The organism is Bradyrhizobium sp. AZCC 1678 (genome assembly GCF_036924765.1).
Taxonomy (GTDB): Bacteria; Pseudomonadota; Alphaproteobacteria; order Rhizobiales; family Xanthobacteraceae; genus Bradyrhizobium; species Bradyrhizobium algeriense.
Genome location: NZ_JAZHSE010000001.1, coordinates 4910281 through 4931904 on the forward strand (window position 1 = coordinate 4910281; position 21624 = coordinate 4931904).

The 21624-nt window shown below is 62.5% G+C and carries 27 protein-coding genes and 1 pseudogene; 16 read left to right on the forward strand and 12 right to left on the reverse strand.

Features of this window, described 5'->3' with window-relative positions:
• Nucleotides 1-151 precede the first annotated feature (151 nt).
• Nucleotides 152-1174: a hypothetical protein gene (locus tag V1294_RS23280; RefSeq protein WP_334500403.1), complete on the forward strand. Its 1023-nt coding sequence runs from the start codon at nt 152-154 to the stop codon at nt 1172-1174.
• A 197-nt stretch (nt 1175-1371) separates the two neighbouring features.
• Here the strand turns inward: V1294_RS23280 and V1294_RS23285 are convergent, their stop codons facing one another.
• Nucleotides 1372-1557 carry a hypothetical protein gene (locus tag V1294_RS23285; protein ID WP_190241952.1) on the reverse strand — a complete coding sequence of 62 codons (186 nt, stop codon included), beginning with the start codon at nt 1555-1557 and terminating at the stop codon, nt 1372-1374.
• Between the two features lie 242 nt (nt 1558-1799).
• Here V1294_RS23285 and V1294_RS23290 point away from each other — a divergent pair, with 242 nt between their 5' ends.
• Entirely contained in the window at nt 1800-2033 is a 234-nt protein-coding gene (locus V1294_RS23290) for a DUF6894 family protein (RefSeq protein WP_108519215.1), read from the forward strand.
• A 9-nt stretch (nt 2034-2042) separates the two neighbouring features.
• A complete protein-coding gene (locus V1294_RS23295; RefSeq protein WP_334505010.1) occupies nt 2043-2201 on the forward strand; it encodes a hypothetical protein in 159 nt (52 codons plus the stop codon).
• Between the two features lie 72 nt (nt 2202-2273).
• Here V1294_RS23295 and V1294_RS23300 read toward each other — a convergent pair whose 3' ends face one another.
• Entirely contained in the window at nt 2274-3065 is a 792-nt protein-coding gene (locus V1294_RS23300) for an SDR family NAD(P)-dependent oxidoreductase (RefSeq protein WP_334500405.1), read from the reverse strand.
• Nucleotides 3066-3504: 439 nt separating this feature from the next.
• Between V1294_RS23300 and V1294_RS23305 the strand changes: the two genes are divergently transcribed.
• Nucleotides 3505-3939, forward strand: coding sequence for a hypothetical protein (locus V1294_RS23305; protein ID WP_334500407.1), 435 nt, complete (start codon nt 3505-3507; stop codon nt 3937-3939).
• Nucleotides 3940-3967: 28 nt separating this feature from the next.
• Here the strand turns inward: V1294_RS23305 and V1294_RS23310 are convergent, their stop codons facing one another.
• Nucleotides 3968-4207 carry a hypothetical protein gene (locus tag V1294_RS23310; protein WP_334500409.1) on the reverse strand — a complete coding sequence of 80 codons (240 nt, stop codon included), beginning with the start codon at nt 4205-4207 and terminating at the stop codon, nt 3968-3970.
• 228 nt (nt 4208-4435) lie between these two features.
• Between V1294_RS23310 and V1294_RS23315 the strand changes: the two genes are divergently transcribed.
• Together V1294_RS23315 and V1294_RS23320 are read left to right on the forward strand one after the other, a co-directional pair.
• On the forward strand, nt 4436-4693 hold the full coding sequence (locus V1294_RS23315; protein WP_334500411.1) for a hypothetical protein: 258 nt from the start codon (nt 4436-4438) through the stop codon (nt 4691-4693).
• Nucleotides 4694-4991: 298 nt separating this feature from the next.
• Entirely contained in the window at nt 4992-7073 is a 2082-nt protein-coding gene (locus V1294_RS23320; RefSeq protein ID WP_334500413.1) for a methyl-accepting chemotaxis protein, read from the forward strand.
• A 151-nt stretch (nt 7074-7224) separates the two neighbouring features.
• Here V1294_RS23320 and V1294_RS23325 read toward each other — a convergent pair whose 3' ends face one another.
• The 5 genes and pseudogenes from V1294_RS23325 to V1294_RS23340 all read right to left on the reverse strand — a co-directional run bounded on the left by V1294_RS23325 (nt 7225) and on the right by V1294_RS23340 (nt 10052).
• Complete coding sequence (locus V1294_RS23325) at nt 7225-8013, reverse strand: acyl-CoA dehydrogenase family protein (protein ID WP_334500415.1); 789 nt, start codon at nt 8011-8013, stop codon at nt 7225-7227.
• A gap of 73 nt (nt 8014-8086) precedes the next feature.
• Nucleotides 8087-8152, reverse strand: a pseudogene (locus V1294_RS38085) (hypothetical protein); the annotation flags it as partial.
• A 235-nt stretch (nt 8153-8387) separates the two neighbouring features.
• A complete protein-coding gene (locus tag V1294_RS23330) occupies nt 8388-9065 on the reverse strand; it encodes a nitroreductase (protein ID WP_334504777.1) in 678 nt (225 codons plus the stop codon).
• A gap of 36 nt (nt 9066-9101) precedes the next feature.
• Nucleotides 9102-9308 carry a hypothetical protein gene (locus V1294_RS23335; protein ID WP_334500418.1) on the reverse strand — a complete coding sequence of 69 codons (207 nt, stop codon included), beginning with the start codon at nt 9306-9308 and terminating at the stop codon, nt 9102-9104.
• Between the two features lie 81 nt (nt 9309-9389).
• Nucleotides 9390-10052, reverse strand: a complete 663-nt coding sequence (locus V1294_RS23340) for an MBL fold metallo-hydrolase (RefSeq protein WP_334500419.1) — start codon at nt 10050-10052, stop codon at nt 9390-9392.
• Nucleotides 10053-10094: 42 nt separating this feature from the next.
• Here V1294_RS23340 and V1294_RS23345 point away from each other — a divergent pair, with 42 nt between their 5' ends.
• On the forward strand, nt 10095-11108 hold the full coding sequence (locus V1294_RS23345) for a glycerophosphodiester phosphodiesterase family protein (protein ID WP_442895376.1): 1014 nt from the start codon (nt 10095-10097) through the stop codon (nt 11106-11108).
• Between the two features lie 90 nt (nt 11109-11198).
• On the opposite strand, the gene V1294_RS23350 is transcribed toward V1294_RS23345, so the two are convergent.
• Nucleotides 11199-12821: an ABC-F family ATP-binding cassette domain-containing protein gene (locus tag V1294_RS23350; RefSeq protein WP_334500422.1), complete on the reverse strand. Its 1623-nt coding sequence runs from the start codon at nt 12819-12821 to the stop codon at nt 11199-11201.
• A 238-nt stretch (nt 12822-13059) separates the two neighbouring features.
• Between V1294_RS23350 and V1294_RS23355 the strand changes: the two genes are divergently transcribed.
• The 5 genes from V1294_RS23355 to V1294_RS23375 all read left to right on the forward strand — a co-directional run bounded on the left by V1294_RS23355 (nt 13060) and on the right by V1294_RS23375 (nt 14770).
• The gene (locus V1294_RS23355) at nt 13060-13509 is read left to right on the forward strand and encodes a DUF2267 domain-containing protein (RefSeq protein WP_334500423.1); all 450 of its coding nucleotides are present in this window, start codon (nt 13060-13062) and stop codon (nt 13507-13509) included.
• Nucleotides 13510-13596: 87 nt separating this feature from the next.
• On the forward strand, nt 13597-13779 hold the full coding sequence (locus V1294_RS23360) for a hypothetical protein (RefSeq protein ID WP_334480284.1): 183 nt from the start codon (nt 13597-13599) through the stop codon (nt 13777-13779).
• Between the two features lie 15 nt (nt 13780-13794).
• Entirely contained in the window at nt 13795-14037 is a 243-nt protein-coding gene (locus tag V1294_RS23365; RefSeq protein WP_334500424.1) for a hypothetical protein, read from the forward strand.
• The gene (locus V1294_RS23370) at nt 14034-14540 is read left to right on the forward strand and encodes a hypothetical protein (protein WP_334480282.1); all 507 of its coding nucleotides are present in this window, start codon (nt 14034-14036) and stop codon (nt 14538-14540) included. The genes V1294_RS23365 and V1294_RS23370 overlap by 4 nt, the downstream gene beginning before the upstream one ends.
• A 5-nt stretch (nt 14541-14545) precedes the next feature.
• Nucleotides 14546-14770, forward strand: a complete 225-nt coding sequence (locus V1294_RS23375) for a hypothetical protein (protein ID WP_334480280.1) — start codon at nt 14546-14548, stop codon at nt 14768-14770.
• A 27-nt stretch (nt 14771-14797) separates the two neighbouring features.
• Here the strand turns inward: V1294_RS23375 and V1294_RS23380 are convergent, their stop codons facing one another.
• Together V1294_RS23380 and V1294_RS23385 are read right to left on the reverse strand one after the other, a co-directional pair.
• Nucleotides 14798-15175: a response regulator transcription factor gene (locus V1294_RS23380; RefSeq protein ID WP_334500425.1), complete on the reverse strand. Its 378-nt coding sequence runs from the start codon at nt 15173-15175 to the stop codon at nt 14798-14800.
• On the reverse strand, nt 15172-16047 hold the full coding sequence (locus tag V1294_RS23385) for a S1C family serine protease (protein ID WP_334500426.1): 876 nt from the start codon (nt 16045-16047) through the stop codon (nt 15172-15174). Before V1294_RS23385 ends, V1294_RS23380 begins: the two co-directional genes overlap by 4 nt.
• 540 nt (nt 16048-16587) lie before the next feature.
• Between V1294_RS23385 and V1294_RS23390 the strand changes: the two genes are divergently transcribed.
• The 4 genes from V1294_RS23390 (at nt 16588) to V1294_RS23405 (ending at nt 20666) form a co-directional block, all read left to right on the forward strand.
• On the forward strand, nt 16588-18837 hold the full coding sequence (locus V1294_RS23390; RefSeq protein ID WP_334504779.1) for a TonB-dependent siderophore receptor: 2250 nt from the start codon (nt 16588-16590) through the stop codon (nt 18835-18837).
• Between the two features lie 57 nt (nt 18838-18894).
• Nucleotides 18895-19998 (forward strand): PepSY-associated TM helix domain-containing protein, encoded by a 1104-nt coding sequence (locus V1294_RS23395; RefSeq protein WP_334500427.1) that lies wholly within the window; start codon nt 18895-18897, stop codon nt 19996-19998.
• Complete coding sequence (locus tag V1294_RS23400; RefSeq protein ID WP_145963683.1) at nt 19995-20195, forward strand: hypothetical protein; 201 nt, start codon at nt 19995-19997, stop codon at nt 20193-20195. Before V1294_RS23395 ends, V1294_RS23400 begins: the two co-directional genes overlap by 4 nt.
• 96 nt (nt 20196-20291) lie before the next feature.
• The gene (locus V1294_RS23405; RefSeq protein ID WP_334500428.1) at nt 20292-20666 is read left to right on the forward strand and encodes an avidin/streptavidin family protein; all 375 of its coding nucleotides are present in this window, start codon (nt 20292-20294) and stop codon (nt 20664-20666) included.
• A gap of 61 nt (nt 20667-20727) precedes the next feature.
• Here V1294_RS23405 and V1294_RS23410 read toward each other — a convergent pair whose 3' ends face one another.
• Nucleotides 20728-21432, reverse strand: a complete 705-nt coding sequence (locus V1294_RS23410) for a GrlR family regulatory protein (RefSeq protein WP_334480272.1) — start codon at nt 21430-21432, stop codon at nt 20728-20730.
• Nucleotides 21433-21624: the final 192 nt, after the last annotated feature.

The window sequence follows — 21624 nt, forward strand, 5'->3', positions numbered from 1 at the left end:
CAACCTCTCCACAAGATCGCCTTGCTTTGGTCAAACCTCGCTGGCCGTGTGGCGGCTTGGGTAAGGGGCTTTCTGGGCAGAGGGTTTTCAACGCCGCAAAGCATGCTCGCCGCCCGATGCGGGTGACATTGGACTGAGCAAGGGACCGCCAATGCAATCCACGCCAACGCTGAAAGACACCGATCCGCACGACGTATTTGCGATCGAATCGCTGCTGCACGCGCATGCCGAAAAGGCGCCGCCGCCGGCGCACGATCCGGCCGCCCCTTCGGTGGCGCCGCAAGTTCAAGTCGCAGCGAAGCCGCAGGCCCACGTTGCACCCCCGATTTCGGTCAGCGCGCCAATTCCCCAGGTTGAACCGACGTTTCCCGCTCCAGATGTTCGCGATATCCGGGTCGAGAATGTCAGGCCGGGCGAGATCAAGGTGGATGGTCTCAAGCCTCCCGGCGAACAGCCGATCGGTAAATGGGCGAAGCGCCTGATCATGGCGCTGCTCGGCCTGTGCGGCGCCATCGCTGCCGCTGCGTGGCAGCATTATGGCGATCATGCCAAGGCGATGGCCGCCGAGTGGGCGCCACCCTTCGTGCTGGCTGCATTGTCCTCCGACAAGGCTGCCGTCGCCGAGCAACCAAATGCGTCTGCAGTTCAGGCTGCCGCAGCCGATCCGGCTGCTGCGCAACCGGCAGCGACGACGCCGGCCCAGCCCGAACCTGCCGCAGCTCCCGTGGCCACAGCCTCGGCGGAATCGGCCCAGTTGCAATCGATGGCGCAGGATCTCGCCACGATGGGCCAGCAGGTCGAGGAGCTGAAAACCACCATCGCGCAGCTCAAGGCGAGTCAGGCCCAGATGGCGCGTGAGCTTGCCAAAGCCGAGGCCAAGGCTTCAGATACCAAGGCTTCAGATACCAAGGCTTCGGAGGCCAAAGCGGCCGAAACCAGGCCTGCCGAGCAGAACCTGCGGCCCAGGGTGTCGGCGCTGACGCCGCGGCCGGCCGCCCCGCCGCCGGTGCGCAAGCCGAAGCCGGCCTATTCCTATTCGCCCGCGCCGATTGCCGCTCCCGCAGCGCCGCTCCCGCCGGCCCAAGCCGCCGCACCGTTGCCGCCTGCACCGCCCGTCCAAACGATAGCCGATGACGGCGAGCCGGTGGTGCGCCCGCCGATGCCGCTGCGGTAGCTGCGTTCCCCGGATGCTGCGCGGCGCCGACAGCGCGTTCACGAGCGTCTTCGACGCGCTATGTTTGAGGCGAGATGCGCCGCTGATTTGAAGTTCATGCTAGAGATGGGTCGCGGCTCAACGGAGCAGCGCTACCGGACGATGCTCCGCATCGCCTGGGCCGCACCGCATCCGGGACAAGTGACCGCGCCAATCCGCTAGCTCTGATGCGGTCCCCGCATCATCTTCATGGCGTCCTCGATATGACGCCACTCCCTGGCTTCCTCGACATCGCCCTTGGTCTCGCAATCCTGTGCATTGTGCGCGGCTTGCGCGATCGCGGTGAGGCCGTGCTTCTCCATCATCTGGCGCGCAATCGTGTGGATCTGCATTTCCGACATCATGTCGCTCTCCCAGGGTTCCACCAGTCCACGCCGCAGCGTTCCGATCGTCGCGGCCTGCTCGTGAAACGGCCGAACCGAAAGTCTCGTTCCTCCGGCTGCGATAGATAATTTTCGGACAAATTCAGGGATCGCGCGGTTCCACCTGCAGTCCCCGTAATATCCCGTCCGCAATCTCCCCGAATATCAAGCCGGCCTTCCGACTGATATTTTTCGAGCGTGAATCGCCATCGCGGGAGTCGGACATGGCAAGAGTCTATTTCCACTACTCCAATTCCGAAGGCGTATGCATCGACCAGCGCGGTACCGCCGTCGGAAACCTCGCCGAGGTGCGCGACCACGCCGCCCGCGTCGTGCAGTCGCTGATAACGGCAGAGGGTCCGGAAGACTGGCGCGACTGGACGCTGCATGTCAGCGACGATCTCAACGATGAAATCTTCGAGCTGCCGTTTTCGTCCATGCTCGGCAAGCTGCATTGAGAGGCCGTCATGCTGGTCATGCAACCGCTGCTTCGACGCCTGACAGAGATCGTGATCCATTGCTGCAGGCTGGTCGATCTTGCCCGCAACCCCTACCGCCCCGAACTGCACTACATGCGCGGCCCCGGCCCGAAATGGCACGCGAAGCATCCGCCACATAGCGCGTAATCCGTTGATCCTCCGGGTGGTTGGGTGCTCGCAAACTCAGCTTACCCCTGACCACCTGCCACCCCATAGGATCTACAGGAGATCGCCCAACTCCGGCGGTTCGAACCAGTTCGTCAGCGACAGGCCGCCGTCGACCACGATCGCGGCGCCCGTGACATAGGCCGATATCCGGTTCGACAGCACCGCCAGCGCCAGCGGCGCCAGGTCTTTGGCCTCACCGAGCCGGCCGAGCGGAATGTGTCTTGCGAGCGCGGGTTCGGCGACGAAGCCGCCGGCCGCGATCGCGCCGGGCACCAGCGCGTTGACGCGAATGCCGAAGCGGCCGAACGTCTTGGCCAGTTCCTTCACCAGCATCGAAAGCCCCGCCTTCGACGTCGAGTAGTGCGGCAGGTTGCGCGGGGTACCGGCATGCAGCGAGGTCAAGAGCAGGAACGAGCCGGGTTGTTTGTCGGCGATCAGCTTTCGCGCCAGTTCGCGCGAGAGATGGAAGCCGGCCTCAAGATTCACCGCATGCATTTGCGCCCATGTCTCCGTGGTGACGCCAAGCGCATGATCGGCTTCGCGCCGCGGCGGCGAGGCGCTGTGCACGAAATGCGTCACGCGCCCCAGCGCACTGGCTGCTTCCGCCAGCAGCGCATCGCGCGCCGCAGGGTCGGCGAGATCGCCGATCCAGGGCACCGCCAGTTCCGGCCGGGCCGAGGCCTTGATGGCCGCCGTCACCGTGTCCCGGTTCACATCGGCAAACACCGTGCGCACGCCCTCGCCGACCAGGGCTTGCGCGATCGCGCGGCCGATCCCGTTGCCCGCGCCGGTGACAAGCGCGGCATCGCGCGCAAGGTCGAATGGATGGTTGAACAGGCTCATGTCGGGTACCCCCTTCGAGGGATGTCGTCATGCCTGGGCAAAAGCGCGAAGCCGCGTCCTCGCGCCAGATATCCCGGGCATCCACCTCTTACCTCATCTCAGCCGCGGATTCATTAGCACGCAGCCAAAGGCGGATTGATGCGAGCTTGCTACCTCGCCAATCGCTCAAAGCGAACATTGCGGATCCTGGAGGTGCTGAGCAACGCACCCGAGACATGCTCCTCGGCATTACGTGTAAATCGAATGCGATTCTGCCCGCTCACGAACAGGCACAATCGCATCGGGTCTGGCCTCGCTAATCCCTTTTAGCTTGAGACAAAGTCTACACTACGCCTCACACCTTGCGCTGTATCAATTCGGGCACCACCTGCATCGGGAGGTTGCTTTCACCTCGTCCAAAATCGTCCTAACCTTGCTCCGTAACCGGGGGGGCACCGCCATGCAGACCCGCGTTCGAAAAGTCGCCCATGTTCTGGAACGCCTTGGGCTTGCCATGGCCGGCGCAGCGAGCGGGTTGTTTGTGGCGGCGCTGGTCGGCACGAGCCATTCCGCGCTCACCAATCAGGCCTTCCTGCTATTGATGATGATCGGCGGTGCCGTCGGCTTTTATCTCGGTATCGATACGCCGCCCCATCCCCTCACGGCCTTGAGCGGCGGGCCTGCCGATGGTACCTGGGTCGGCAAGATCGATACGCCGGAACTGCTCAGCGCGATCGGCACCTTCCTCGCGGCGTTCTCGGCGTTCGCCTGCGTCGGCGTGATCGTGCTGCGCCACGATCCGCATTTGGTATGGATATCGATGATCATGGCCGGATGGGTGGTCGGTGTCTCCATGCAGATCGTCGCCGGCACGATCGCCCGCCTGCGCCGCTAATCGGCAGTAAGTAGCCCCGCATTCGCCGTCAGCTATCGTCCTCCAGCGTCAGCACCAGACCGGTCAGCGCTGCGCCGATGCCGAACATCAACCCGTAGGTCGTGACCAGCATCAGCGTGGTCTGAACAGGTGTACCGCTTTTGGCCACGAGGTCCCTGACATGAAAGGCATCGAACAGGCCGAGCAACAGCACCAGCGATAGCCCAAGCGTCACGCCCATCAAGAAATGGGTAAGCACCGCATTGAAGAGTGACTTTTCCGGACGCATGGACGCCCTGCCTTCGGCATGATGCCATACCAACGCACGGCCGAGGGAACTGGTTCCTCGGCGCGGGAACAGAATTCGTCCAGTGCCGCGGTGCGTCAGCCGGTCCCGGGGGCGTTTGCAGAACGTTAAGCAAGCGCTGGCATACCCCACGGGCATTCCCAAAAAATTTCCACAATCCCTTTTAGTAAAAAACATCCTGGTCGGCTCTTCGAGAATGGAGAATTTCCCATGCGGTTGGGACAAGCGATCTTCTTCGGTTCGGCGGCCGCCCTCCTCACCTTGGCAGCGCCGACGCTCGCCAGAAATTCCAGCGCGCATTCGCATACGGCGAAAGCAACCGAGGCGCCTGCGGCCTCCTCCTGCCAGGCCTACCAGCAGCAGGCGCCCGACGGTTCGTGGACGGAACGGCCCTGTCAGGAGACGGGCTCCAAGGCGCCAGCTCAGCCTCGCTCCGCCACAAAGGGCGTGACCGAAGAAACGCAGTGATGCGGCGCAGGGTGGGCAAAGGCGCGTTAGCGACGTGCCCACCATTCATCACCGATCGCGCATCTTGATGGTGGGCACGCTGTCGCTTTGCCATTTTCGAGCCGATAAGGCCCGTACCGCCGATGATAACGATCTTCATTTCCTCGCGCCTCTCACTGAAGCCGCGGCAACCCCGCGCTGCATCAAAGACGCACGGCAAGGCGCCGGCGTGACAGGCCCCACTGTAAACCCCGGATTAATTAGCACCACCTATACTGGTGGCCCGCATGCCCTGACCCGCGCAAATGGCCTAAATCCCATGAAAATCGGCACCCTCCTGACCGCTGCCATCGTCTCGCTTTCCGCCGTCGGCGGCGGGCTCGCCGTCTATGTGGCGGTTTCGAAATACCAGACCATGGATCAGGTCTCGGTCGCGCAGAGCCGGCTGGAGCTGGTGCGCGCGGTCGGCGACATCCCGCGCTACATGAATCCCGAGCGTGGCTTTGCCACCAACATCATGTTCGGACCTCCCGCCGTGGATCCGAAGCTGATCGCCGAACTCGACAAATATCGCAAGAACACCGATGGGGCGCGCGACAAGATGAACCGGGTCAAAGCGACCCTGCCCGGCGCGATCGATGACAGTGCCGCCGTCGGCAGCAGCATCGATGCCCTGAATACCCAGTTCGCCGGGCTACGCGCGGCCATCGACAAGGCCCTCACCGGCCCGGCGGAAGCCCGCCGCGATGCGGCCAAGAAAATCGTCTCCGACAACTCGGCCTTCAACAAGGCGATCACCACGCTGCTCGACGAGCAGGTGCGCAAGATCGCGATGCTCGACGGCACGGCCTACCGGCAAGCAAGCTACGCCAATATCGCCTGGACGCTACGCGACGTCGGTGGTCTCAACTCCAGCCTGCACAAGAATCTCATCGGCGCCAACCGGGTAGCTACCGAAGCCGAGAAGATGGATATCAGCCGCTCGCAGGGGCGAAACGATCAAATTCTGATGTCGCTGCAGGAATTGCGCGGCAATCCCGCTACGCCGGCCAATGTGGCCGCGGCGCTCGACAAGATGAACGCAGCCTATGTCGATCGTTTCGGCAAGGAGCTGAAGCTCGTCAAGGATGGCGCCATCAGCGGCAAATATGAACACGATATGGAGACCTACTACGCAGAGACCCAACTCGGTCTTGCGTCCATCATTACGGTCCGCGATGCCTTCTACGACAACGCCGAACAGGTGCTCGGCGAAGCCTACTCCTCCGCGCGTCTCAGCTTTCTGATCGCGCTCGCGGGTCTCATCGCGGTCGTCGCCGCCAGCGCCGTGCTGATCATGATGGTTCGCCGCCGCGTCTGCAAACCGATCGTCGATCTCACGGCGCGGATGTCGCGGCTGGCCAGCGGTGACCTTGCGAGCGAAATATCGGGCAGCGAACGCAATGATGAGATCGGCGCGATGGCTGCTGCCGTTGGCGTCTTCAAGGACAGCATGATTGAGGCGGAACGGCTCGCCGCCGAGAAGGCCGCCGAGAGCGACGGCAAGATGCGTCGCGCCCAGGTGCTCGACGAACTCACCCGTGTGTTCGAAGCCAAGGTCATCGAACTCGTCGGCGGGTTGTCGTCGGCGTCATCCATCATGGAAGACACCGCACAGTCGATGTCATCGACCGCCACGCTTACCAACCGTCAGGCCGCCATCGTCGCCGCCGCTTCCGATCAGACTTCGGCCAACGTGCAGACGGTTGCGAGTGCCACCGAGGAACTGGCCTCCTCGATCTCGGAAATCGGCCGCCAGGTCGCGCAATCGACCGAAATCGCCGCCCGCGCGGTCGACAATGCCCGGCGCACCGGCGACACCGCCCGCTCGCTCGCCGACGGCGCGCAGAAGATCGGCGACGTCGTGACGCTGATCCAGAGCATTGCCGCGCAGACCAACCTCTTGGCGCTGAACGCGACCATCGAAGCCGCGCGCGCCGGCGATGCCGGCCGCGGCTTTGCCGTCGTCGCCTCCGAAGTCAAATCGCTGGCCGGCCAGACCGCCAAGGCCACCACCGAAATCTCCGAACAGATCGCCGCTATACAGGCGGCGAGCGACCAGACCGTGACGGCGATCCAGAACGTCGCCAACGTGATCGCCGAGATCGACCAGATCGGCACCGCGATTGCGGCCGCGATCGAGGAACAGGGCTCCGCGACCCAGGAAATCTCCCGCAGCGTGCAGGAAGCCGCGCGCGGCACCCAGGAGGTCAATTCCAACATCACGGGCGTCCAGAAGGCCGCCGACGACACCGGCGCCGCCGCCAATCAGGTGCTTGGCGCAGCCGAGCAATTGTCCTCGCAGTCCAAGGATCTCGCCGGACAAGTCAACCGCTTCCTCTCGGAGGTGCGTGCGGCTTGATCCGAATATCGGAACGGCCGGAGAAGCCTAGAGCCTTTTCCGTTCCGATAGAATCGGAACGGGGCTCTAGATTTTTGTTTTGACGCGTTTTCTTAACGCGAACCGGTTTCCACTTCGCTGGAAAACGCTCTAGCCGATCCGCTCGAGCATTTTAGCCGCGCAGCCCGAGCACGCGGCGCGCGATCGACTGGCGGTGGACCTCGCTCGGTCCCTCGTACATCCGCATCAGGCGTGCCTTCTGCCAGAGCGCGTTGAGTGGCAGTTCCAGCGTCATGCCGAGCGCACCGAGTGTCTGCATGGCATGATCGCAGGCCTCATAGGCCATCTCGGTCGCGAACACCTTGATCATCGAGGCTTCGTGGCGGACGTCCTCGCCGCGGTCGGTCTTGTCGGCGGCATCGCGCACCATCAGCCGGCAGGCATGCATGCGCGTCGAGATATCGGCGATCCACCACTGGATCGCCTGGCGATCGGCGAGCTTGACGCCGAACGTCTCGCGCTGCCTGGCGTGTTCGCACAGCATGTCGAGTGCCCGTCTGGCGATGCCGATGCAGGTCGACCCCATCTCAAGCCGCCGCGTGCGCAACCGGAGCTGCATCGGCGCATAGCCCTTGCCGATTTCGCCGAGCACGGAGTCGGCCGGGATACGGCAATCCTCGAACACGATTTCATAGGTCGAGCCGCCGCCGAGCATCGGGATTTCACGCTCGATGACGAAGCCGGGCGTGTCCTTCTCGACAATGAAGGAGGTGATGCCACCCTGCCGCGCATCGCTGCCGACGCGGGCCATGACGATGATGAAATCGGCGGCGCGCGCATTGCTGATCCAGATCTTGCGGCCGTTGAGCACCCATTGATCGCCGTCGCGCACTGCCCGCGTCTTCATCGCGGCCGGATCGCCGCCGGCCCCCGGTTCGGAAATTGCGATCGCCGACACCATGCGTCCCTCTATAGGGCTGCATGTATTTCCGCTTCTGCGCCTCGGTGCCGGCTGCCTGCAGCATGCGCAGGTTCGGCGAGTCCGGCGGCAACACGAAAGGCACGCAGGTACGGCCGAGTTCCTCGTGGACCGCTGCCATGGTGCGGGTCGGCAGATCGTGGCCGCCAAGATCTTCGGGGGCATCGAGACCCCACAATCTTCGAGACCGTCCGCAGCCGATGCTTCTGCTCGGCGGTCAGTTCCGGATGATCGGAGCCCGGCAACTTGGACTTCAAGTAAATGCGGCTCGAGCGGAATCAGTTCGCGGTCGACGAATTTCGCGACCGTCTCGCGGATCAAGGCGGTCTCCTCATCGGTACTCATCGTCAAAACCCTCAGTCCGCGAAGCCAACATAACGCACGAAATCGCCATTGGGCTCGCGATCCGACCGCACCGCATTGGCGGGAAAGCTGTGGTCGGGATAGCCCATCGCGACGCAGGTCATGATGACCTCGTCCTCCGGGATATTCGCGACCTCGCGCACGATGTCCGAGCGCATGATGCCCTGCCCGTTGATGACGCTGCCAAGGCCGCGGTCCCAGGCAGCAAGCACGATGCCGTAGCAGAGCGCGCCGAGGTCGAAGTGGCACACCGCGCCGGGATCGAGAACCTTGTCATAGGTCAGGACCAGCGAGACCGGCGCGTCGAACTGCCGGAAGCCGCGCAGCACCCAGTCCTGCCGCATCGGCTTGTCGTCGCGCGCGATCCCCATCACGGCGAACAGCTTTTTCGCGATATCGACCTGCCGACCGCGATGCACGCCCTGATATTCGCCGTGACTGATAATGTCGCGCTTGGGGCTGGCACCCGCGATCATCTCCTCCATGTTGCGACGGCGCACCTCCTCCAGCGGCTCGCCGGTCAGGACGTGGATATGCCAGGGCTGGGTGTTCATCGACGACGGCGCGCGCTTGGCGACCTCGATGATGTCCTCGATAACGGCGCGGGAAACCGGCTCCCTGGTGAACCCGCGGACGCTCTTGCGGGTCTGAACCAGCGCCTCGAAATCCATCCGTTGCATTACGTCGGTCCGTTGCATTCCCATTGGTCAATCCCTTTTGAAACGATAATCGAAGCGGTCGCCATCCGCCGTAATCAGCCCGGCGGTGGGCGCGGGGAAATGGACGGGCAAGATCAGCGTGTCGGTGCCGGCGACGGACGCAAAGACTTTCCGCCGCGAGATCGCGGACTGCCTCGGGTCCCAATCCGGCTTTGCCGACCATTCCGGCTCGCGGCACTGGATGACGTGATGCATGAGGTCGCCGGCCACCACCGCGCGCTTGCCCTTAGAGGATGTTGACGCAGCAGTGACAGGGCGAATGCCCAGGCGTCAGCGTCAGTGTAACGGTATCGTCGAGCGCGTAATCGTCGTCAACCAGGACCGCCTGCCCGGCCTCGACGATCGGCAGGCAATTGTCGCGAAAGACCGTCCCGGGCGGGTTGGCTCCCTTGGCATTTTCCGCCTCCCACGCGGCATATCCCGCTTATGGAATATGTACTTCGCATTGGGAAACGTCGGTACCCAGCGTCCGTCGCGCAGCGTGGTATTCCAGCCGGTATGGTCGATGTGCATATGGGTGCAGAACACGTAGTCGACCTGCTCGTAGGATATGCCGAGCGCAAACAGCTCGTTGCGCCAGCACTCCTTGCCGGGAAAATCGAACGGCGGCGGATGGCCCTTGTCCTCGCCGGTGCAGGTGTCGACCAAGATGATGTGGCGCGGCGTGCGGACCACAAACGTCTGGTAGGTGATCACCATCAGCCCCAGGCCTGCGTCGAACACCTCGGGCTCCATGCCGGTGAGGTGATGCTTGAAGACGGCATCGTCATAAGCCGGAAAGAAATCCTGCGGCCGACGCCACGGCCCCTCGCGCTCAATGACAGCGTCGATGGTGATATCGCCGATCCTGAGCTGTTTCATCCCGTCTCGCTCCCCGTTATGCGGCAGCGTAACGGGCGAGTTCCACACCGACAGGCCGCCCGCAAGTTGTAGCGCCATGCGTTTCGGCTTTCCCTGTCCTCCGCCGCAAATCGAACAGAAATGCTGCCTAGCGAATGCGTCCTCTACGCGGGGGCAAGCTTGAACAAGAAAGTCAAATATTCCGCGGCGGCGATCGTCGTCTTCGCCGCAGCCATCTACATCAACAACACCAATCATCTCGCCGCCCATCGGGAGGGCAAGCCCGTCCTGCTCGCGCATCGCGGCATTGCCCAGCGCTTCGACGAACGCGAGCTGAAGAACGACACTTGCACCGCGGCGCGCATGCTGCCGTCTAGTCACGAGCATCTGGAGAATACGATAAGTTCGATGCGAGCCGGCTTTGCGGCCGGCGCCGATGTCGTCGAGCTCGACGTTCATCCGACCACCGACGGTGAATTCGCGGTGTTTCACGACTGGACGCTGGATTGCCGCACCGACGGAAGCGGCGTCACGCGCGAACACTCCATGGCCTATTTGAAAAAGCTCGACATTGGCCATGGCTATACCGCCGATGGCGGCAAGACCTTTCCGTTTCGCGGCAAGGGCATCGGCCTGATGCCGACGCTCGACGAGGTGCTGGCAACCTTTCCGCAAGCGCGGTTATTGATCAATGTGAAGAGCCGAGACCCGTCCGAGGGCGAGAAGCTCGCAGCCGTGCTGAACAAGCTTCCCGCCGAACGCCGGGCGCAGATCATGGTCTATGGTGGCGACGAGCCGGTGGAGATCGTGCGCCAGCGCGCGAGCGATATCAGGACGATCTCGCGTGGCGCGATCAAGCGCTGCCTGCTCGGCTACATCGGCTACGGCTGGAGCGGCATTGTGCCGGGAGCCTGCCGCAACGCGATGCTACTGGTTCCGGTCAATGCGGCGCCTTGGCTATGGGGCTGGCCCGACCGTTTCCTCAATCGCATGAAATCCGCCAACAGCGAGGTCTTCGTGCTCGGCCCGTACCGTGGCGGCGAGTTCTCGACCGGAATAGATTCGCCTGAACAGTTTGCGCGTCTGCCGCAAAATTATTCCGGCGGCATCTGGACCAATGAGATCGAGGCGATCGCGCCGCTCGTGCGCCGATAGTCAGTTGCCCGGACGGGTCCAAACACGAAATCTCGAAAACAACCTCATGCAAAGTAGAATCTGCCCGGCATCGCAGTCCTCACCCCTGCCCTAGCTCCGCAATCCCGGAGCTTCCTGGCCGGTGCGCGCGACATATTCGGCGTAGCCGCCGCCAAACAGATGAGGACCTTCCGGCGTCAGCTCCAGCACGCGGTTGGAGAGCGCCGCCAGAAAATGCCGGTCATGCGAGACGAACAGCATGGTGCCCTCGAATTCGGATAGCGCGTTGATCAGCATTTCCTTGGTCGCCAGATCCAGATGGTTGGTCGGTTCGTCCAGCACCAGGAAATTCGGCGGGTCGAACAACATATGCGCCATCACCAGACGTGCCTTCTCGCCGCCCGAGAGTACCCGGCATTTTTTCTCGACATCGTCGCCGGAGAAACCGAAGCAACCCGCCAGCGCGCGAAGTGAGCCCTGGCCGGCTTGCGGAAACGAATCCTCCAGCCACTGGAATACCGTGCGTTCGCCGTCGAGCAGATCCATGGCGTGCTGGGCGAAGTAGCCCATCTTGACGCTGCCGCCGACGGCAACCGTGCCGTCGTCGGGCGCGGTCGAGCCTGCCACCAGCTTCAACAGCGTCGATTTGCCCGCGCCGTTGACGCCCATCACGCACCACCGCTCCTTGCGGCGGATCATGAAATCGAGACCCTGATAGATGCTGCGGCTGCCATAGCCCTTGTGGACGTTCTTCAGGCTGACGACGTCCTCGCCCGAGCGCGGCGCCGGCAGGAATTCGAACGCCACCGTCTGGCGGCGCTTCGGCGGCTCGACGCGCTCGATCTTGTCGAGCTTCTTGACCCGGCTCTGCACCTGCGCCGCATGCGAGGCGCGCGCCTTGAAGCGTTCGATGAACTTGATTTCCTTGGCCAGCATCGCCTGCTGGCGCTCGAACTGGGCTTGCTGCTGCTTTTCGTTCAGCGCGCGCTGCTGCTCGTAGAATTCGTAATTGCCGGAATAGGTCGAAAGCGTGCCGCCGTCGATCTCGACCACCTTGTTGATGATGCGGTTGATGAACTCGCGGTCATGCGATGTCATCAACAGCGCCCCCTCGTATCCCTTCAAAAACTGTTCCAGCCAGATCAGGCTTTCCAGGTCGAGATGGTTGCTCGGCTCGTCCAGCAGCATCACGTCGGGGCGCATCAGCAGAATACGCGCCAGCGCCACCCGCATCTTCCAGCCGCCCGACAGCGCGCCGACGTCGCCTTCCATCATGTCCTGGCTGAAGCCGAGGCCCGACAGCGCCTCACGCGCCCGGCCATCGAGGGCATAGCCGTCGAGCTCCTCGAAGCGGTGCTGCACCTCGCCATAACGCGCGATGATCTCGTCCATCTCATCCGCGCGATCGGGATCGGCCATCGCAGCCTCGAGCTCCCTCAACTCGCCCGCCACGACGCTCACGGGCCCGGCCCCGTCCATGACCTCGGCCACGGCGCTCCGGCCCGACATCTCGCCGACATCCTGGCTGAAATAGCCGATAGTAATGCCGCGATCGAGGGAGACCTGGCCCTCGTCGGGCAGCTCCTGACCCGAGATCATCCGGAAAAGCGTGGTCTTGCCGGCTCCGTTCGGGCCGACCAGGCCGATCTTTTCGCCCTTCTGGAGGGCCGCGGAGGCTTCGATGAAGAGGATCTGGTGGCCGACTTGCTTGCTGACGTTATCGAGACGGATCATTGGGGCCTGAAAAGGAGGAAATCGCTGCGGCCCGCTGCTTAGGACATCCGGCGCGCTTGTGGAAGCGGTTCCGAACAGCACCATTCGGACCGATCGCTCTACCCCTAGGCGTGGGCTATCCTGCCCGCAACTGCGGCTCCGATGCAGAAGCGGTCGCGGCAAAACCTCGAGCATCGCGAACCGATCAAAGGAAACCTCGTTACTCCGTTATCTCCAATTGAAAGGACGGAGTAGTTCCATGAGCGCAACAGGTCTCGAAGTATTCGACAGAACGCTCCAGATCACCAACACCTGGTTGGACGAAATGATGGCAACGTTACCGCGCGATCGGAAGCTGGCATGGCATGTACTGGGCGCAGTGCTGCGAACCATTCGCGACCGGGTTCCGGTTAATCTCGCCGCACATCTTGGCGCGCAGCTCCCGCTGTTGGTGCGCGGCACCTACTATGACCAATGGCGCCCCAGTGAAACGCCGAAAGCATGGCGATCGGCAGACGAATTTCTCTCCATCGTTTCGGCTGAACTGAGTTCCGTGAAACCCGTCGGCGCCGATGATGCAGTGCGCGCGGTGTTTCGTGTGCTGAATCATCATGTCGATCCTCATCAGGTCGAAAAGGTCCGACACGCACTTCCTGAAGAGGTCCAGAAGTTGTGGCCCGCCGATAATCAGGTTTCCTCGGCTGCCTGATGCGGCATGTGATCGCGGTTCCGCAAATCGAGAAGAACCCTGGCGTTCACCGCGCGTTGTTTCTCAAAAGCAACAACGGAGACAGCCATGACCAAGCCTCCGCCTGTGCCGCCGGACAATCAAAGCCACAAGGGTACTGGTGATCCTAAAACCGGCAATGCGCATCAGGTCAAGAAGAGCCGCGGCCACATCGAAAATCCCCGAGAGCAGGGACAGCCCGGTAACACCGCGCAGAACACCACGCATCAGGGCTATCAGCAGGATCGCTAGTCAGGGAGCGAGGCCATGTCGACTTCAACAAAGACGCCGGCGAGCATTCGCAAGGGCGGCCCGGGCGCTTCCCACGAGAACGCCAGGGAGCCACTTCACGTCAACAAACCGCCGGCCGATGATCCACAGCGCCGGCACAGCAAAGTGTCCGGCGGCGGCGGTGAACACGACACTCATCATACCCATCATCCGGACCGAAAAGGCGGCCAACGCCGGCACGGCGGTGGCAGCCACCCAGCTTCGAAGAGCGCGTCATGAGCACCAAGCATGTGAAACTGAACAGGCCGACCAACGTAGACCTCGCTCGCAACCCGCTGATCGGCGGGTCGAAGGGCGTGACGATGGCGGGAGTCTCGCCGGACGAGTTGGAGGAGTTCGAAGGCGCCAACACCTTCGAGGGCGATATCGAGAACGACACCAATCCGCAGGGCGGCATCAATAAGGCAGAAGTTCGCGACCGACGCCGCGGACCGCCGCAAAACGATCGGGACAGCGGCCCGCGGAAAATGGCGCTGCAGGGAAGGAAGACGCATGAGCAACAACTGCGCATCCTTGAAAGCAAGCCTGATGTTCCCGATGCGAGACAGATCGAGGAGGAGACTATACGCACGCAGCACGACGGTCCCGCAAAAATCGCCAAACGCGGTGGACGCCAATCGGAATTTCCGGTGAGCCGCGCCGGCCTCAATCAGGAAAGCCAGCACAACAAACACAATCATCCGGGGCAGCCGGGCCACAAGCCCCAAAAACCACAGGGATAAAAAACATGACACGTGGAGCACACGGAGACGGCAAGCATCTCGGGCCTGGAGCGAAGGGTAAAGGCGCAGGTACCGGCGCCATGACCGAAGCACAGGATAAGCTGATCGGCGAAAACATGGTGCTCTCAAACCGCGACAAGACCGAGCATTCGCGTGATCGAGGCCAGGACAGCAAGTGGATCCAAACCGAACAGTTGAAGGATCACGCTGCCAACAAGGGCCGCGGATAAGGCGAGATGCGGCTGGCGGGCGCGGCGTTACAAGTTGATCACTCCGATTCGCGCGGCGTGCGCCACAGCGTCGGTGCGGCCGGTGGCGTCGAGCTTGTCGAGCAGTGATCCGACGTGGAATTTGGCCGTGTGAACGGATATTCCAAGTCGTCTCGCAATAGCCTTGTTCGAAGCGCCTTCGGCCATCAGCACCAGCACGTCGCGTTCGCGCGGCGTAAGTTCGATGTCAGCCGGCTCACGCGCGGTGCGCGCCTCACGTGACACAAGCGCGACCGCGGCTGCCTCCCCCGCTGTCGCCAGGCGGATGCCGCTAACGCCGCCTAGCAGCGACGCCAGCCGGTCCGCCAGCGCGGGATCGGAAATCTCGATGGCGACCACGACAACTTGTGAAGCCTCCTCGCTCACGCGTCCGCCCTTTCGCCGATCGTGAGCTTGACCCGCACCGGTTCGCCGCCGCGCCGAATCTCGACGTCAACGACCGAGCCGACGCTGTCCGGCCCGAGCGCTCTTAACAACGAACGCACACCGGAGATCTTCTCGCCGTTCCAGCCGACGATAATATCGCCTTGCCGGATGCCGGCGGCGGCCGACGGACCTGATTGATCGACACTCATCACCATCGCGCCGATACCATCGTCGAGCTTGAGGGGCTGCAGCCCAACCCCGAGATAGCCCCGCGCGATCCGGCCATGGGTTTCAAGCCTTCCCGCGACGCGGCCGATCGTCGCGCTCGGAATGACAAGAACACGCCGCACCCCCTGAACAGCCATCCCAATCGCGTCGCCGGAGGCAGTGAGCGCGAGGCCCCCCTCGTGGTTGTGTCGCAGCCGCACGCCGAGTTCGATCCGGGCGTCAATCTCGCCGCCGCGAAGGCTTCGCCAGCTTCCGCCAACCAGCGATACCGTGCCCAGCGCCGCGGTGGGAACGCCGTGCTCAGCGGCGACCACGACCGACAGCGAGCCGAGCTCCGGAACGACGGGTGAAAGCGCGACCGGGGCAGCATTCCCGGTATCGAACCGCAGCAGCGCGATGTCGGTGGTGTGATCGCGCCCCGCGATGCTGGCCGGCCCCACCGTTCCATCGGCAAGCTTGACCGAGACTTCGCCTTCGTCGGCCAATGCCTCGTCGGCCGTCACGATCAAACCGGGTTTCCAGATGAAGCCGGAGGCTCGCGAGCGGTGCGAGTGCACCGAGACGATCGCGGATTTTGTCCGGGCAACGATATCGGCAAGGGCGGCGGATAATGCGGGAAGGGTGGCTGCGGTCGGGTCGGGCATGGCATGAACTCCTGGATCGGTTGAATCCAATCTGGGAGTTCTGATCGCGTTCGGGAACTAGCCTGATGGGGAGGCGGGAACCGATTATTGCCTATTGCCGTGTGGCCTTTGGGCCGTGCGTCAAACGGCGTTGGCCAAATAAAGACCCCGCCGGTCAATCGCAATAACCGACGGGGCATTTTGAGCTGACGCCTTTGGTTGGTGTTTTCCTTCCTCAGCTATCAACTCAAATTGTCAATGCCCGAGCAGAACGCTCGTTCCGAAATCCCGCAGCATTTTTTAAAACGAATTTTGTCCGCCATGGAGGAACCGACATTTCCGCATCAAAGGGACCAAGTTCACAAGCACCGCGCGTCGATACCGTAGAGAACAATCCATCGTACGCATTCCTGGAAATCTTCTAAGAGTGACTCTAAGAACCTTTCCATTAGAGGAATCGTCGTCCCTCGCGTTATGCGTCCCACCAGGGTTGCGCTGCCAAATTTCCTGAAAGCGCGACAAGTGCTTGCAGGTTGGGGTGACGCTTTGAAGTCTCGTGATTTGTTGAGGGTCGCCGCATCGGCGACCGTATCGGTATTGGCGTTGTGGCCACTGGCGTCGTTCGCGCAATCGAATTCCGGCTCCGCGTCGCAATCACTCCCGTCAGTCGTCGTCACCTCGCCTGAGAAGCGCACCGCGGCAACGACGCGGCGTAGCCCGCGCCCAGCGGCGCGAAGCGCGGCCGCTTCCCGAAGGCCCCAACCGAAACGCGAGGCACCGGCGGCCACCGTCGTCGAGAACCCGCGCGGCGCGGTCCAGGGTTACGTCGCCGGCCGCTCGATGGCGGGCACCAAGACCAACACGCCGATCATGGAAACACCGCAAGCGATCTCGGTCATCGGCAGCGAGCAGATTCGCGACCAGAAACCCGGCAAGTTCGACGAGATCTTGCGCTATACGCCGGGCGTTGTCGCCGGAACATTCGGCGCGGACAACCGCAACGATTGGTTCCTAATCCGTGGATTCAAGTCGGACGATGTCGGCCTGTTTCTCGATGGCCTGCAGCTCTTCTACACGTCCTATGCAAGCTGGAAGCTGCAGCCGTTCAACCTCGCCCGCGTCGAAGTGCTGCGCGGTCCCTCCGCCGTACTGTATGGCGGCTCCAGCCCCAGCGGCATCGTCAACGCGGTCAGCAAGACGCCCCCGGCGGAGCCGATCCGCTACCTTGAGACCGGCGTCAATAATTTCGGCAATGCCTATCTGGGATTTGATTTCGGCGGCCCCGTCGCAACCGCGCCTGAAAACGGCAAGCTGTTCTACCGTGTGGTCGGCCAGATCCAAAACGGCGGCACCCAGGTCGATTTCACGCCCAACAATAACTACTTCATCGCGCCGTCGCTGACCTGGAAGCCCGATGCCGATACGACATTCACCGTGCTGGCGTCGGCTTCGAAGTTAGAGACTCGCAGCGAGAACTTCCTGCCGTATATCGGCACCGTGGTTAACGCGCCTTTCGGCCGGATACCTACCAAGCTATTCGCCAGCGATCCCGGCGTCGATCGGTTCACGCGCGAGCAGGAAATGCTGGGCTACCAGTTCGAGCGCCACGTATCCGACGACGTGACCTTCCGGCAAAACGCCCGCTTCGCTCATGTCGACGTCACCCTCTCGACGCTGTTTGGTCTGGGTTACGACGGTGGGATGCCCGCTACAGCGTCTCTGTCGCGCGGCTACTTCCTCACCCATGGCATCGCCAATCAGGCCAATCTCGACAGTCAGCTCGAATACCGCTTCAACACCGGCATTCTGCGCCACACCGCGCTATTCGGCCTCGACCTCAAGCATTACAAGATCGACGACTGGCAGGGGTTTGGCGGTGCTCCCTCACTTAATCTGTTGAATCCGGTTTACGGCTTCAATGCGCCCTTCAGCGGCTCCACACTTACGGACGCGACGGTGACCCAGAAACAACTGGGTTTCTATTTGCAGGATCAGATCAAACTTGATCGCTTTACCCTGGTGCTGAGCGGCCGCAACGACTGGGTTGCAACCAACAACGACAACCACATTGGGACCGGCCAGAGCCGCGAAGACAGCCAGTTCAGTGGGCGTGCCGGACTGATCTACAATTTCGATTCTGGCCTTGCGCCCTACGTCTCCTACGCCACCAGCTACAATCCGGTCATCGGCCTCAATTCCGGTCAGCTACTGCTGCCGGAGACCGGCCAACAAACTGAAGTAGGCCTCAAATTCCAGCCAAACGGCTTCAATGGTCACTTTGGCTTTGCGTGGTTTGATTTGAAACGACAGAATGCACTGACGACCGATCCGAACAACGTGTTGCTACCGACCCAGAACGGCGAAGTCACGTCGCGCGGCTTCGAGCTCGAGGCCGTCGCCAATCCGATGCCTGGACTCAAGCTGGTGGGCGCGTTCACGACCTACGATATGTTCGTCAGCAAGGATCTGAATCCGGCGCTGATCGGCAAAGTCCCGACCGCCACGCCCCGGACACTCACCTCGGGCTGGGTTGACTACACCTTCCAGAGCGGTCCATTGACCGGGTTCGGCCTCGGTGGCGGCGTGCGCTATATCGGCGGTTCCTTTGCCGACAACATCAACACGATGCCGGTTCCCTCCGTCGTGCTCGGCGACATCACCGTCCACTACGAATGGCAGAAAAACTGGCGCGCGGCGCTCAATGTCATCAACGTCGCCGATACGATCTATGTGGCGAACTGTTCTTCGGCGACCGCCTGCTTCTATGGCGACCGGCGCCGGGCGACGGCGAGCCTGTCGTACAAATGGTAGCGCGGGCATAGTCGGCAGGAGGCAACACTGAAAGCCAGAACCGTTCGCATCTGGTCGGTGGTCCATACCTGGAGCAGCCTGATATCGACGCTGTTCCTGCTGCTGTTGTGCGTCACCGGCCTGCCGCTGATCTTCCATCATGAGATCGATGAACTGCTCGGCTACGATCCAAAGCCCGAGATCGCCCAGCCGGGCGCAGTGAAGCGGAGCATCGACGAGATCGCCCGCACGGCGCTGGCGAACGATCCCGGCCGCGTGCTGCAGTACATTTTGTGGGACAAGGACGAACCGAATACGGTGATCGCCTTCACCAACAACAAGGTCGATGGCGATCCGGATGCAGCGACGCTGCGGGCGTACGACGCCCACACCGCCAAGCCGCTCGGCTCGGTCGGCGGCGGCCCGATGCTGATCTTCTTAAAACTCCATGTCGATATGTTTGCGGGCCAGCCCGGCAAGCTGTTCCTCGGCGCGATGGGATTCCTGTTCCTGGTCGCGATCATCTCCGGCGTCGTACTGTACTGGCCGTTCACGCGCCGCCTGAGCTTTGGCACGCTGAGGGACAAGTCGCGCCGCATTGCCTGGTTCGACTGGCACAATCTCTTGGGCGCCATAACCATCGCCTGGGCGCTGGTGGTCGGCGCCACCGGCGTCATCAATACGCTGGCCGAGGTAATGCTCGGCCAGTGGAAAGCCAATGAACTCGCAGACATGGTCAAGCCCTATGCCGGCAAGCCGCCGCCGGTACATCTCGCTTCGCTTGATGCAACGCTCGAGAAAGCACGCAAAGCCGCGCCCGACATGAATGTCTCGTTCGTCGCCTTTCCAGGCACGCCCTTTACGAGTTCGCATCACTTCGCTGTCTTCATGCGCGGCGACACGCCGCTGACGTCGCGGCTGCTCAAGCCGGTGCTGCTGGATGGCGAAACCGGAGAAGTATCCGATGCGCGCGACCTTCCCGTCTATCTCAAGGCGCTATTGGTTTCGCAGCCGCTGCATTTCGGCGACTATGGCGGCATGCCGCTGAAGATCATCTGGGCGCTGCTCGATATCATGACGATCGTCGTGATCGGCAGCGGGCTCTATCTGTGGATCGTCAAGCGCCGCAAGCATCGCAGCCACGCCATCGCGGGGCAGCCTTTGTTGCAGCCGTCCGAATGACTGCTGCACGCAAATCCCGATCGAGCGGCAATTGGTGGACCGTGTATGGTGGCCCGCTCCTGCTCGGCGTGCTCTCGATTGCGGGGCTATTGACGGCGCTGCTCTCCGAAGGCGCCGGCCGCTATTTTTCCTGGATCGCCGTTGGCGCACCTGTCGCCATTGCCGCGTGGTTTTTCGCGCGGCGCAAGCGCGCCTGAAATCTGCGCGCACGGCGTCAGCTTCCATCCCTTTTTCATCGGGAACATCTCTGGGCGTGCAACCGTTAGCCGCAACAAGCTCTGAGGGAGTTCCCAATGAACTGGAAAGGCAAGTGGCGCAATCAATACGGTTCAACCGTCGATATTACCGACGATGCCAACCACCGGATTGCCGGCACGTTCAAGACGGCGCTCAGGGACAGCGGCTTCTACGGGCAGGAAATCCCGGTCGTCGGCATTCACCAGGGCGATTGCATCAGCTTCGTCGCGGGCGGCAAGACGCCTGCAGGCGATGCCGCGGTCTCCTATACCGGACTCGTGCGAGACGGAAAAATGGAGACAATGTGGTTCGTGGTCGCGGATGCCGCGATCAAGGCGGCGGAGGAAGGCGCGCCCGGCAGAATCGAAAAGCGGAACTGGTGGCGCTCGATCATCACCAGTGCCGACACGTTCGAGCGTGTGGTACGATGACCTTTTTCGTATCGTGATCCGCGCCACTTCTCTCGCAGCCATCCTGGGCCTGGAAGATGCGCTACGCCGGCCGCATCAGTTTCAGCGTGGCGGCCAGCCGCAGGCTGCGCTTGCCTGCGAGTGCAATGGCTTCGAGTTCAGCACCCGCCTCGTTGCAGGTGCCGGTAAAGCCGATGCCGACCTCATGGCCGCCGAACACGGGGTTTTCGCCTTTCGCCGGCGTGTGCTCCTGGTTGAGGATCTCGCCCTTCCAGCGGCCGTCGGCCGAGGAATAGGCGCCGAGGTAATAGAAAAAAGCGTCGCCGCCGAGGATGCGGCCGTTCAGCAGCAACATGACGCCCGACAAGCCGGCTTTGACTCCGTCGAGCGCGCGAAACTGGATGGAATAGAGCCCGTTGATAATGCCGCCCTGCCCGACCGCGCCGACCGGCGGCAGCGCCTCGTCGTCGAGCCGCGTCAGTTCGGCCCAGAACAAGGCGCCGGGCCGCGGCGCGGCGCTGCCTTCAAAACGAATCTTGTTGCCTTGCAGCCTGCCCCGCACGCTGATGGCGGCGACGTCGGTGTCCATCAGCGGCTTGTAGTAGGGATCGTCATTGTGGCGCTGGGTGATGACTTCGCCGACAATCTCCCCGCCGCTCTCCTGATAGGTGCCGAGATGGGCAAAGGCCGAATTGCCGCCCAGCAGCTTGCCATTGTGCATGCACATGATGCTGCGGCCGAACGCGTCGTTCACGCCATACTCGACCTTGTAGAGCCCGTTCAGCAACGAAGATGTCCCGCACTATGGAATTGTCTCGCGGGGCGGCATAGCACCGCCGGAAGCCCGGAACCAGCCGCGTTTTAACGCAGGTTCAATGCCGCTTGAAATACTGCACGGCGCGTTCGTGCTTTTCCGCCGCCGCGCGGGATTTGAAGGTTCCAAGGTTACGGCGCCTGCCCGTTTTCGGGTTTATTTTGC

Bases quoted from the DNA above. Each gene is read 5' to 3' on its own strand.
- V1294_RS23280 (WP_334500403.1), top strand. From the start codon at position 152: ATGCAATCCACGCCAACGCTGAAAGACACCGATCCGCACGACGTATTT.
- V1294_RS23285 (WP_190241952.1), bottom strand. From the start codon at position 1,557: ATGATGTCGGAAATGCAGATCCACACGATTGCGCGCCAGATGATGGAG.
- V1294_RS23290 (WP_108519215.1), top strand. From the start codon at position 1,800: ATGGCAAGAGTCTATTTCCACTACTCCAATTCCGAAGGCGTATGCATC.
- V1294_RS23295 (WP_334505010.1), top strand. From the start codon at position 2,043: ATGCTGGTCATGCAACCGCTGCTTCGACGCCTGACAGAGATCGTGATC.
- V1294_RS23300 (WP_334500405.1), bottom strand. From the start codon at position 3,065: ATGAGCCTGTTCAACCATCCATTCGACCTTGCGCGCGATGCCGCGCTT.
- V1294_RS23305 (WP_334500407.1), top strand. From the start codon at position 3,505: ATGCAGACCCGCGTTCGAAAAGTCGCCCATGTTCTGGAACGCCTTGGG.
- V1294_RS23310 (WP_334500409.1), bottom strand. From the start codon at position 4,207: ATGCGTCCGGAAAAGTCACTCTTCAATGCGGTGCTTACCCATTTCTTG.
- V1294_RS23315 (WP_334500411.1), top strand. From the start codon at position 4,436: ATGCGGTTGGGACAAGCGATCTTCTTCGGTTCGGCGGCCGCCCTCCTC.
- V1294_RS23320 (WP_334500413.1), top strand. From the start codon at position 4,992: ATGAAAATCGGCACCCTCCTGACCGCTGCCATCGTCTCGCTTTCCGCC.
- V1294_RS23325 (WP_334500415.1), bottom strand. From the start codon at position 8,013: ATGGTGTCGGCGATCGCAATTTCCGAACCGGGGGCCGGCGGCGATCCG.
- V1294_RS23330 (WP_334504777.1), bottom strand. From the start codon at position 9,065: ATGGATTTCGAGGCGCTGGTTCAGACCCGCAAGAGCGTCCGCGGGTTC.
- V1294_RS23335 (WP_334500418.1), bottom strand. From the start codon at position 9,308: ATGCATCACGTCATCCAGTGCCGCGAGCCGGAATGGTCGGCAAAGCCG.
- V1294_RS23340 (WP_334500419.1), bottom strand. From the start codon at position 10,052: ATGGCGCTACAACTTGCGGGCGGCCTGTCGGTGTGGAACTCGCCCGTT.
- V1294_RS23345 (WP_442895376.1), top strand. From the start codon at position 10,095: ATGCTGCCTAGCGAATGCGTCCTCTACGCGGGGGCAAGCTTGAACAAG.
- V1294_RS23350 (WP_334500422.1), bottom strand. From the start codon at position 12,821: ATGATCCGTCTCGATAACGTCAGCAAGCAAGTCGGCCACCAGATCCTC.
- V1294_RS23355 (WP_334500423.1), top strand. From the start codon at position 13,060: ATGAGCGCAACAGGTCTCGAAGTATTCGACAGAACGCTCCAGATCACC.
- V1294_RS23360 (WP_334480284.1), top strand. From the start codon at position 13,597: ATGACCAAGCCTCCGCCTGTGCCGCCGGACAATCAAAGCCACAAGGGT.
- V1294_RS23365 (WP_334500424.1), top strand. From the start codon at position 13,795: ATGTCGACTTCAACAAAGACGCCGGCGAGCATTCGCAAGGGCGGCCCG.
- V1294_RS23370 (WP_334480282.1), top strand. From the start codon at position 14,034: ATGAGCACCAAGCATGTGAAACTGAACAGGCCGACCAACGTAGACCTC.
- V1294_RS23375 (WP_334480280.1), top strand. From the start codon at position 14,546: ATGACACGTGGAGCACACGGAGACGGCAAGCATCTCGGGCCTGGAGCG.
- V1294_RS23385 (WP_334500426.1), bottom strand. From the start codon at position 16,047: ATGCCCGACCCGACCGCAGCCACCCTTCCCGCATTATCCGCCGCCCTT.
- V1294_RS23400 (WP_145963683.1), top strand. From the start codon at position 19,995: ATGACTGCTGCACGCAAATCCCGATCGAGCGGCAATTGGTGGACCGTG.
- V1294_RS23405 (WP_334500428.1), top strand. From the start codon at position 20,292: ATGAACTGGAAAGGCAAGTGGCGCAATCAATACGGTTCAACCGTCGAT.